Below are 7035 nucleotides of genomic sequence, written 5' to 3'. Positions count from 1 at the left end.
GCGCAACTGGGGGCGGGGGTTTTGGCCGGGCGGGCTCTTGTCCCCGGGGGGGGGGGTGTTTGGGGGGGTTACCCCGGGGGGGGGGGGGGGGCATCCCGCCCCCCCCCCCCCCCCGCCTCCGTGTCTATTTAGACGCCGGTCACGGGGACGCCGGTGGATACAGCGACCGCGGCAGCTGCGAGGCCGCCGCAGCGTCGAGCAGCCACAGAGTGCGGGCCCGGCCGTACGCGCCGGCCGCCGGGGCCTGGATCTCGCCCGCGCCGGACAGCGCGATCGCCGCCGCCTCCGCCTTGTCCTCGCCCGCCGCGAGCAGCCACACCTCACGGGCCCCGCGGATGGCCGGAAGGGTCAGCGAGACGCGGGTGGGCGGGGGCTTCGGCGCGCCGTGCACCCCGACCACCGTGCGCTGCGTCTCTCGCACCGCCGGCAACTCCGGGAACAGGGACGCCACATGGGTGTCCGGACCGACGCCCAGCATCAGCACGTCGAACGTCGGCACCGAGCCATGGTTCTCCGGACCGGCGGCCCGCGCCAGCTCCTCGGCGTAGGCCTCGGCCGCCGCCTCGACATCGGCGCCGTACGGACCGTCGGACGCGGGCATGGCGTGCACGCGCTTCGGATCCAGCGGTACGGAGTCCAGCAGGGCCTCCCGGGCCTGCGTGTCGTTCCGCTCCGGGTCGCCCTCGGGCAGGTACCGCTCGTCGCCCCACCACAGGTCGAGCCGACCCCAGTCGACCGCGTCCCGGGCGGGCTGGCCGGCCAGGGCCGCGAGCAGCCCGTTGCCATTGCGGCCACCGGTCAGCACCACGGACGCGTAACCCCGGGAGGCCTGCGCGTCCACGATCTTCGTGATGAGCCGGGCCGCGGCGGCCTGCGCCATCAGCTCCTTGTCGCGGTGCACGACCAGCTGCGGGGTGTTCACTTCGCCGCCGCCTTCTTCTTCACCGGTGCCTCCGCCGCCGTTTCCGGCCCGGCAGCTTCCGCAACGCCTTCGCCAGGGGTTTCGTCTCCGGCCCGTGCTCCTTTGGCCGGCGACTCCACCGCCTCGGCAGGCAGTACGGCGACCGCCGAGGGCGCGTTGAGCCGGTCCACCCCGAACCGCAGCGCCGAGGCGTACGTGTCGTCCGGGTCCAGCCGCCGCAGCTCCTCCGCGATCAGCTCGGCCGTGTCCCGGCGCTTGAGCGCCACCGCACGGTCGGGCTGACCCTGGATGGAGAGCGTCGCCAGCGAGCCGTCCGCCCGGTCGAGCACGATCGGCCCGCTGTCGGTGTGCATGCGCACCGCCGTCAGACCGGGGCCCGACGACAGCGACCGCTTCACCGGCACGTCGAGACGGTCCGCGAGCCACATCGCCAGCAGCTCGCAGCTCGGGTTGAACTCCTCGCCCTCCACCTCGACCGTCTCGACCTCGCAGACGACCTGGTCGAGCGCGGCGGCCAGCATCGAGCGCCAGGGCGTGATGCGGGTCCAGGAGAGGTCGGTGTCGCCCGGGGTGTAGGTGTCGGCGCGGGCCGTGAGGTCCCGTACCGGCTGCTCCGAGGTGTAGGTGTCCGTCACCCGGCGCTGGGCGAGGGCGCCCAGGGGGTCGCTCGCCGGGTCGATGGGCGCGTTCACCGGCCACCAGACCACCACCGGCGCGTCCGGCAGCAGCAGCGGCAGGACGACCGACTGGGCGTGGTCCACGATCTCGCCGTACAGCCGCAGGATCACCGTCTCGCCGGTGCCCGCGTCCGCGCCCACCCGGACCTCGGCGTCCAGGCGGGACGCCGTGCGGTCGCGGGGGGAGCGGGAGACGCGCTTGACGACCACCAGGGTGCGCGAGGGGTGCTCGTGCGAGGCGTCGTTCGCCGCCTTGAGGGCGTCGTACGCGTTCTCCTCGTCCGTGACGATGACCAGCGTGAGCACCATGCCGACGGCCGGCGTGCCGATCGCCCGGCGGCCCTGCACCAGCGCCTTGTTGATCTTGCTGGCCGTGGTGTCCGTGAGGTCTATCTTCATGGCCGGCGCCAGCTCCGTCCGTCTCGCTCGAGCATTTCGTCCGCCTCGACGGGGCCCCAGGTCCCGGACGGGTACTGGGCGGGCTTGCCGTTGGTGTCCCAGTACTCCTCGATCGGGTCGAGGATCTTCCAGGACAGCTCGACCTCCTCCGTGCGCGGGAAGAGGTTGGAGTCGCCCAGCAGGACGTCGAGGATGAGGCGCTCGTACGCCTCCGGGCTGGACTCCGTGAAGGACTCGCCGTACGCGAAGTCCATGGAGACGTCCCGGATCTCCATCGAGGTGCCCGGCACCTTGGAGCCGAAGCGGACCGTGACGCCCTCGTCCGGCTGGACGCGGATCACGATCGCGTTCTTGCCCAGCTCCTCCGTCGCCGTGTGGTCGAAGGGGGAGTGCGGGGCCCGCTGGAAGACCACCGCGATCTCGGTGACGCGCCGGCCGAGCCGCTTGCCGGTGCGCAGGTAGAAGGGGACGCCCGCCCAACGGCGGTTGTCCACCTCGACCTTGATCGCCGCGTAGGTGTCGGTCTTCGAATGGGGGTCGATGCCGTCTTCCTGGAGGTAGCCGACCGCCTTCTCGCCGCCCTGCCAGCCCGCCGCGTACTGCCCGCGCACGGTGTCCCGGCCCAGGTCCTTCGGCAGCCTCACCGCGCCGAGCACCTTGGTCTTCTCGGCGGCCAGCGCGTCCGCGTCGAAGGAGGCCGGCTCCTCCATGGCCGTCAGGGCCATGAGCTGGAGCAGGTGGTTCTGGATGACGTCACGGGCGGCGCCGATGCCGTCGTAGTAGCCGGCCCGGCCGCCGATGCCGATGTCCTCGGCCATGGTGATCTGCACGTGGTCCACGAAGGACCGGTTCCAGATCGGCTCGAACATCGTGTTGGCGAAGCGGAGCGCCAGGATGTTCTGGACGGTCTCCTTGCCGAGGTAGTGGTCGATGCGGAAGACCTGGTCGGGGGCGAAGACGTCCTCGACCGTCGAGTTGAGCTCCTCGGCCGACTTGAGGTCGTGGCCGAAGGGCTTCTCGATGACCGCGCGCCGCCAGGAGCCGCCGGTCTGGTCGGCCAGACCGTGCTTCTTCAGCTGCTGGATGACCACCGGGAAGGAGCGCGGCGGCACCGACAGGTAGAAGGCGAAGTTGCCGCCCGTGCCCTGTGCCTTGTCCAGCTCCTCGATGGTGCCGCGCAGTCGTTCGAAGGCATCGTCGTCGTCGAAGGTGCCCTGGACGAAGCGCATCCCCTGGATGAGCTGCTGCCAGACCTCCTCGCGGAACTGGGTGCGGGCGTGCTCCTTGACCGCGTCGTGGACCTCCTGTGCGAAGTCCTCGTTCTGCCACTCGCGGCGGGCGAACCCGACCAGGGAGAAGCCCGGCGGCAGCAGACCTCGGTTGGCGAGGTCGTACACGGCGGGCATGAGCTTTTTGCGTGACAAATCGCCCGTGACACCGAAGATGACCAGGCCCGACGGCCCCGCGATACGCGGGAGCCGTCGGTCGGCGGGGTCACGGAGCGGGTTCGCTCCGGAACCGGGGGTAGGAGCCAAAGCCTCAGCCCTCCGAGGGGGCGAGGCGCTGGAGCTCCGCCTCGGTCGAGTCGAGCAGGTCGGTCCAGGACGCCTCGAACTTCTCGACGCCCTCGTCCTCCAGGACCTGGACCACGTCGTCGTACGCGATCCCGAGCTTCTCGACGGCGTCGAGGTCGGCGCGGGCCTGTACGTACGTGCCGGAGATCGTGTTGCCGGTGATCTCGCCGTGCTCCTCGGTGGCCTGGAGGGTCGCCTCCGGCATGGTGTTCACCGTGTTCGGCGCCACCAGGTCGTCGACGTACAGGGTCGGCTTGTAGGCCGGGTCCTTGACGCCGGTCGAGGCCCACAGCGGACGCTGCTTGTTGGCGCCCGCGCTCTCCAGGGTGCTCCAGCGAGCCGTGGAGAAGACCTCCTCGTACGCCTGGTAGGCCAGCCGCGCGTTGGCGACGGCGGCCTTGCCGCGCAGCGCCTTCGCCTCGTCGGTGCCCAGCGCGTTCAGCCGCTTGTCGATCTCGGTGTCCACGCGGGACACGAAGAAGGACGCCACCGAGTGGATCAGCGACAGGTCCAGGCCGCGCTCCTTGGCCTTCTCCAGGCCGGCCAGGTAGGCGTCCATGACCTCGCGGTAGCGCTCCAGCGAGAAGATCAGCGTCACGTTCACGCTGATGCCGAGGCCGATGACCTCGGTGATCGCCGGCAGACCCGCCTTGGTGGCCGGGATCTTGATCAGGGTGTTGGGGCGGTCGACCAGCCAGGCCAGCTGCTTGGCCTCGGCGACGGTCGCCTTGGTGTTGTGCGCCAGGCGCGGGTCGACCTCGATCGACACGCGGCCGTCCTGGCCGTCGGTGGCGTCGTGGACCGGGCGCAGGATGTCGGCGGCGTCGCGGACGTCCGCCGTGGTGATCATGCGGATGGCCTCTTCGACGGTGACCTTGCGCGCGGCGAGGTCCGACAGCTGCTGGTCGTAGCCGTCGCCCGACGAGATCGCCTTCTGGAAGATCGTCGGGTTGGTGGTGACGCCCACGACGTGCTGCTGGTCGATCAGTTCCGCGAGGTTGCCGGACGTGATCCGCTTGCGCGACAGGTCGTCCAGCCAGATCGCGACGCCCTCCTCGGAGAGGCGCTTGAGTGCGTCTGTCATGGAATTACTCTCCTACGTGTCGTATGTGGGCGTCAGCGCTGGGCGGCGGCGATGGACTCGCGGGCCTTGGCGGCCACGTTCTCGGCAGTGAAGCCGAACTCGCGGAAGAGGACCTTTCCGTCGGCCGAAGCACCGAAGTGCTCCAGGGAAACGATGCGACCGGCGTCCCCGACGAACCTGTGCCAGGTGAGGCCGATGCCCGCCTCCACCGAGACCCGCGCGCGCACGCTCGGCGGCAGCACGCTGTCCCGGTACCCCTGGTCCTGGTCCTCGAACCACTCCACGCACGGCATGGACACGACCCGCGTCGGCACCCCGTCCGCCTGGAGCTGCTCGCGCGCCTCGACGGCGACGTGCACCTCGGAACCGGTGGCGATGAGGATGACCTCGGGAGTACCGCCGTCGGCCTCGAACAGGACGTAACCGCCCTTGGCCGCGTCCTCGTTGGCGTCGTACGTCGGCACGCCCTGGCGGGTCAGCGCCAGACCGTGCGGGGCGCCCTCGCCGAAGACCTTGGTGTAGCGGCGCAGCACCTCACGCCAGGCGATCACGGTCTCGTTGGCGTCGGCCGGACGGACCACGTTCAGGCCCGGGATGGCGCGCAGCGAGGCCAGGTGCTCGACCGGCTGGTGGGTCGGACCGTCCTCACCGAGACCGATGGAGTCGTGCGTCCACACGTACGTCACCGGCAGGTGCATCAGCGCGGACAGCCGTACCGCGTTGCGCATGTAGTCGGAGAAGACGAGGAACGTACCGCCGTAGACACGGGTGTTGCCGTGCAGGGTGATGCCGTTCATCTCGGCGGCCATCGAGTGCTCGCGGATGCCGAAGTGGATCGTGCGCCCGTAAGGGTCCGCCTCCGGCAGCGGGTTGTCGGCCGGCAGGAACGAACTGTTCTTGTCGATGGTCGTGTTGTTCGAGCCGGCCAGGTCGGCGGAGCCGCCCCACAGCTCGGGGATCACGGCACCGAGCGCCTGGAGCACCTTGCCGGACGCGGCACGGGTGGCGACACCCTTGCCCGTCTCGAAGACCGGGAGCTTCTCCTCCCAGCCCGTGGGCAGTTCGCCCTTGGCGATGCGGTCGTACTCGGCCGCCCGCTCCGGGTTGGCGGTGCGCCACTGCTGGTACGACGGGTCCCACGCGGCCTTCGCCTCGCGGCCGCGCTCCAGCGCCTGACGGGTGTGCTTGAGGACCTCGTCGGAGACGTCGAAGGACTTCTCCGGGTCGAAGCCCAGGACGCGCTTGGTGGCCGCGACCTCGTCGTCGCCGAGCGCCGAGCCGTGCGCGGCCTCGGTGTTCTGCGCGTTCGGCGCGGGCCAGGCGATGATCGAGCGCATCGCGATGAACGACGGCTTGTTCGTCACCTTCTTCGCGGCCTCGATGGCGTTGTAGACGGCGTGCGGGTCGATGTCGCCGTCCGGCTTCGGGGCCACGCGCTGCACGTGCCAGCCGTACGCCTCGAAGCGCTTGACGGTGTCCTCGGAGACGGCCGTCTCGGTGTCGCCCTCGATCGAGATGTGGTTGTCGTCCCACAGCAGGATCAGGTTGCCCAGTTCCTGGTGGCCGGCCATCGAGGACGCCTCGGCGGAGATGCCCTCCTGGAGGCAGCCGTCACCGGCGATCGCATAGATGAAGTGGTCGAAGGGGGACTCGCCCTGCGGCGCGTCCGGGTCGAACAGGCCGCGCTCGTAGCGGGCGGCCATGGCCATGCCCACGGCGTTGGCGACACCCTGGCCCAGCGGGCCGGTCGTCGTCTCGACACCCTTGGTGTGGCCGTACTCCGGGTGCCCGGGGGTCTTGGAACCCCAGGTCCTGAAGGACTCCAGGTCGGACAGCTCCAGGCCGAAGCCGGCCAGGTAGAGCTGCGTGTAGAGGGTCAGGGACGAGTGGCCGGCGGACAGCACGAAACGGTCGCGCCCGACCCACTGGGGGTCGGCCGGGTCGTGCCGCATCACCTTCTGGAACAGGGTGTACGCGGCAGGAGCCAGGCTCATCGCCGTACCAGGATGGCCGTTGCCGACCTTCTGTACGGCATCGGCGGCCAGGACGCGGGCGGTGTCCACGGCCCGCTGGTCCAACTCGGTCCACTCGAGGTCTGTTGTGGTCGGCTTGGTGCTCACCCTGGGTCAGGGCTCCTCTCCACATGTCACACATGTCGAATGCCGGTGCAGTCGAATGCCGGTGCACGGGGGCGCCCACCGGCCGTTGTCGAGCCTACCCCTGTAAGAACGTGCATTTTTTCGAGTCATTCCAGACTGCCGGGACTATGGAGGATCCGCCTCCCGACTGGTCCGGATCGCATTCGGAACCTGAATACGGAACCGTTCGTCCGACTGCTCAATCGAGCTGTCGTGCGATCTTCCGGAAGACGGATGAGAG

General features: G+C 70.2%; 5 protein-coding genes. All 5 read right to left on the bottom strand.

Annotation, left to right across the window (positions count from 1 at the left end):
• Nucleotides 1–139: 139 nt before the first annotated feature.
• From pgl to tkt, 5 genes are read right to left on the bottom strand one after another with little or no spacing between them, the layout of a single operon-like run.
• Nucleotides 140–922 carry a 6-phosphogluconolactonase gene (pgl, locus tag ACIP6U_RS41955; RefSeq protein ID WP_401728088.1) on the bottom strand — a complete coding sequence of 261 codons (783 nt, stop codon included), beginning with the start codon at nt 920–922 and terminating at the stop codon, nt 140–142.
• Nucleotides 919–1998 carry a glucose-6-phosphate dehydrogenase assembly protein OpcA gene (gene opcA, locus ACIP6U_RS41950; protein WP_401728085.1) on the bottom strand — a complete coding sequence of 360 codons (1080 nt, stop codon included), beginning with the start codon at nt 1996–1998 and terminating at the stop codon, nt 919–921. The genes pgl and opcA overlap by 4 nt, the downstream gene beginning before the upstream one ends.
• On the bottom strand, nt 1995–3533 hold the full coding sequence (zwf, locus tag ACIP6U_RS41945; RefSeq protein ID WP_401728082.1) for a glucose-6-phosphate dehydrogenase: 1539 nt from the start codon (nt 3531–3533) through the stop codon (nt 1995–1997). Before zwf ends, opcA begins: the two co-directional genes overlap by 4 nt.
• Before the next feature lie 4 nt (nt 3534–3537).
• Entirely contained in the window at nt 3538–4656 is a 1119-nt protein-coding gene (gene tal, locus ACIP6U_RS41940; protein WP_401728081.1) for a transaldolase, read from the bottom strand.
• A gap of 32 nt (nt 4657–4688) precedes the next feature.
• Entirely contained in the window at nt 4689–6776 is a 2088-nt protein-coding gene (gene tkt, locus ACIP6U_RS41935; protein WP_401728079.1) for a transketolase, read from the bottom strand.
• Between the last annotated feature and the right edge of the window lie 259 nt (nt 6777–7035).

Origin of the sequence: Streptomyces sp. NPDC088794, from assembly GCF_044750545.1 — a bacterium.
GTDB lineage: Bacteria > Actinomycetota > Actinomycetes > Streptomycetales > Streptomycetaceae > Streptomyces.
This window is presented reverse-complemented; position numbering and strand designations above follow the sequence as displayed.